This is a genomic window from Deltaproteobacteria bacterium, assembly GCA_016930875.1.
Classification (GTDB): Bacteria; Desulfobacterota; Desulfobacteria; order Desulfobacterales.
In genome coordinates this window covers 1-3,351 of record JAFGFW010000078.1, presented here as the reverse complement: position 1 = coordinate 3,351, position 3,351 = coordinate 1, and the positions used below count along the sequence as shown (strand labels likewise).

Sequence of the window (3,351 nt, the reverse complement as noted above, 5' to 3'; positions counted from 1 at the left end):
CATCAGCGTAGGTACATCAACGCCTTTCTTGAACCTCTTGATGATCTTGAGCACTTGATCAGTGGCCGTTGGGGCGGCGGCCTTTTTCTTCACGGTGGCCTTTTTGGCAGCCTTCTGGGCTGCGACCTTCCTGTTGACGGCCTTTTTCTTGGGAGCAGATTTTTTTGCAGTCACTTTCTTCTTGGGCGCAGCTTTCTTCATCACCGTCTTCTTGGCGGCAGCTTTCTTCTTTGCTGGAGCCTTCTTTGCCGTAGCTTTTTTCGCTGGAGCCTTCTTCTTTGTCGCCATGATCAATTTCCTCCTTGTTTGGTTCTTCGCTTATTTATAATCAACCCTTTCTTTCAGTTCCTTGCCACATTTGAAGAAGGGTAGTTTTTTTTGTGACACTTGGGTGTGTGCGCCTGTCTTGGGATTTCGGCCAGTGTAGCCTTGATATGCCTTTACGAAAATGCTGCAAAAGCCCCGGATCTCTACCCTGTCGCCCCTTGCCAGGGCCTGAGTAATCCGGTCGAAGAACAGGTTAACAACTTGCGTGGCTTTGATTTGTGAGAGACCGGTTTCCTTTCGCAGCGCCTCTATGAGATCCGACTTGTTCATGGTGGTCCTCCCCAGAATGGACATTAAATCAACTACATAAAAAATCGTCAGCGGGATGTCAAGAGATGTTAGGCGGTTATCGTGGGTATTTTGGCTTTCCAGTGTAGAAAAGTTGTGATATCGGTTTGAAGCCTTTCGATTTTGAATGGTGGTAATCGTTGCAAGTTGTGTCGGTCAGACCTGGCAAGGCTTGACTAAAGCTGGTGCAAGGAACTCTGTCATGCGCTTGACAGTTACGTCGGGCATGATATCAGAATGACATCTGGCTAGGGCATCTGCAGTTCGAGGGGTGGTTAGATATCTATAATGAAATCGGGCGATAAGGCTGTATAACGTGTGGCAAGACACTTCGAATTCTCTAACCTCGGACTCTGCCACAATATGTTGCAGTTTTTCAACTTCGTAGCGACTGGAGTCCTTTAGCCTAACGCCATCGAATGACCAGCATGGGCCACGCATATTATTAGAGACAAACAGGCGGGGGTGCTCTATGGATGAATGGGGGCGAACGTTTGATGCCGTGCCCGATTTGATCATGGTATTGGATAATAAACACCGGATTGTCCGTGCCAACAAGGCCATAGCAGACAGATTAGGCTGCACCCCAGGAGAACTAGTGGGCCGGACCTGCTACAAGGCAATCCATGGAACAGAAGAACCGCCAGGCTTCTGTCCTCACGCCCATCTACTATCTGACGGACTTGAACACAGCGCTGAGGTGTCTGGAGATCGTCTGAAAGGCCATTTCCTGGTGTCCGTGAGTCCCCACCGTCATCCAGATGGGACGATAGGGAGTGTCCTTGTCGCTCGGGACATCACCTCTCGGAAGCGTGCAGATGAGGCTAGCCGGAAGTCAGAACGAGAGCTAAGAATTAGGAACCGGATCGCAGAGACTTTCCTCACTACTTCGGATGACGAAACCTATGGAGAAGTGTTGGAAGTGGTTCTCGAGGCCATGAGGAGCAAATACGGGACCTTCGCATTCATTAACGAGAAAGGAGAACGAGTTGTTCCCTCCATGACGAGAGGTATCTGGGATAAATGTGAGGTTCCGGGTAAGACCATCGTCTTTCCGCGTGAGACATGGGGTGATAATTTGTGGGCGAGATGCCTCATCGAGAAAAAGGCCATTACCTCGAAAGGCCCCTTCAAAGTACCCGAGGGCCACATTCCCATAACCCGGGTTTTGGCTGTACCTATCATCCATCGAGGTGAAGCGATTGGCAACTTCATGGTTGGTAATAAGGTCTCAGACTATGACGAAACGGATGAAGAGCTGTTGAAAACAATTGCTGCCCACACAGCACCGATCCTACATGCAAGGCTGCAAAGGGATAGACAGCAAAGAGATCGCCAAAAGGCGGAGAAGGAACTGCGAAAAGCCCGGGATGAGTTGGAACTGCGAGTGAAAGAGCGCACTGCCGAACTCAGAAACACGGTCACTGAACTTGAGAAAGAAATAAAAGACCGCAAGCAGGCACAAGAGATGGCGGCGAGGGTAGAGCAACGGTACCTCACTGTGGCCGATTTTACGTACGATTGGGAGTATTGGTTGGGCACTGAAAGAGAGTTACTTTATGTTTCTCCATCCTGTGAACGTATCACAGGCTATAAACCCGAAGAGTTCTTGACGAAAGATCACATAGACTTGATAAGTATTGTACATCCCGATGATCGTGAAGATGTAGTGGCTCATATCGTTGAGGACTACAAGTCAGATACTACAGGCCATATCGATTTTCGGATCGTAAGGCGGTCAGGCGAGACGCGTTGGATCAGCCACTACTGCCAACCTGTGTACGGCTCTGATGGGGAATGGCTGGGCCGTCGGGCTAGCAACCGCGACATCACCAGCCGTAAAAAGGCGGAGGAGGCGTTACAGCAATCAGAAAAGCAACTTCGTCTTCTTTCCACTCAGCTTCTAAAGGTTCAGGAAAGCGAGAGAAAAAGAATCTCCCGAGAACTCCATGATAGCACTGGACAATCCCTGACAGCCATCAAGTTTGGGTTGGAGAATGCAATTAGTAGCATTTTTCAAGATTCGGCTGAGGAGAGTATTGAATTATTACAAGCCCTCATCCCTGTGGTTCAACAGGCCAGTGAAGAGGTACGACAGATTCATACGGACTTACGGCCTTCCCTGCTGGACGATCTGGGGATCATATCTACTATTTCGTGGTTTTGCCGGGAATTTGAAAAAGTCTATTCGGCTATTAAGATCGAAAAAGAGATGGACATAGAAGAAAAAGAAGTCCCTGAGCCCCTTAAGATTGTTATTTTCAGAGTCTTGCAGGAGGCCCTCAACAATATTTCCAAATACGGAAAAGCTAACCATGTGCGCATTTCCTTAAAAGGAACAACCGGCAACATAGAATTTGTAGTGGAAGACAACGGGCAGGGGTTCGATATTGAACATATGCATAATGTGAAGAGCTCCAAGCGAGGGTTTGGTCTCACCAGTATGAAAGAGCGAATTGAACTTTCAGGTGGGGCTTTTGCCATAGAGTCCACCCCTGGGGTAGGGACCGTTGTCCGTGCTTCATGGCCAATATGATGGGATGGAGACTATTTGGTGATCAGCCCTTTTTCCATGGCATAGGCTGTCAATGCGGAGGCGTTGTGAAGGTTTAACTTTTTCATAAGGTTGGCCCGGTGTTTTTCTACTGTTTTCAAGCTTATAAAAAGATAGTCTGCAATTTCTTTGTTCTTATGCCCTTCACCAATCAGCTTCAGCACTTGTCGTTCCCGTTTGGT

General features: G+C 48.5%; 4 protein-coding genes. 1 reads left to right on the top strand and 3 read right to left on the bottom strand.

Going from position 1 to position 3,351, the window contains the following annotated elements:
* Together JW883_07615 and JW883_07610 are read right to left on the bottom strand one after the other, a co-directional pair.
* Positions 1-288 (bottom strand): hypothetical protein (locus JW883_07615; GenBank protein ID MBN1842130.1); only part of this gene is annotated, 288 nt, incomplete at its 3' end.
* A gap of 30 nt (positions 289-318) precedes the next feature.
* Complete coding sequence (locus JW883_07610; protein MBN1842129.1) at positions 319-597, bottom strand: integration host factor subunit beta; 279 nt, start codon at positions 595-597, stop codon at positions 319-321.
* 490 nt (positions 598-1,087) lie between these two features.
* On the opposite strand from JW883_07610, the gene JW883_07605 reads away from it, so the two are divergent.
* A complete protein-coding gene (locus JW883_07605; protein ID MBN1842128.1) occupies positions 1,088-3,151 on the top strand; it encodes a PAS domain S-box protein in 2,064 nt (687 codons plus the stop codon).
* Between the two features lie 11 nt (positions 3,152-3,162).
* Here JW883_07605 and JW883_07600 read toward each other — a convergent pair.
* Positions 3,163-3,351 (bottom strand): response regulator transcription factor (locus JW883_07600; protein MBN1842127.1); only part of this gene is annotated, 189 nt, incomplete at its 5' end.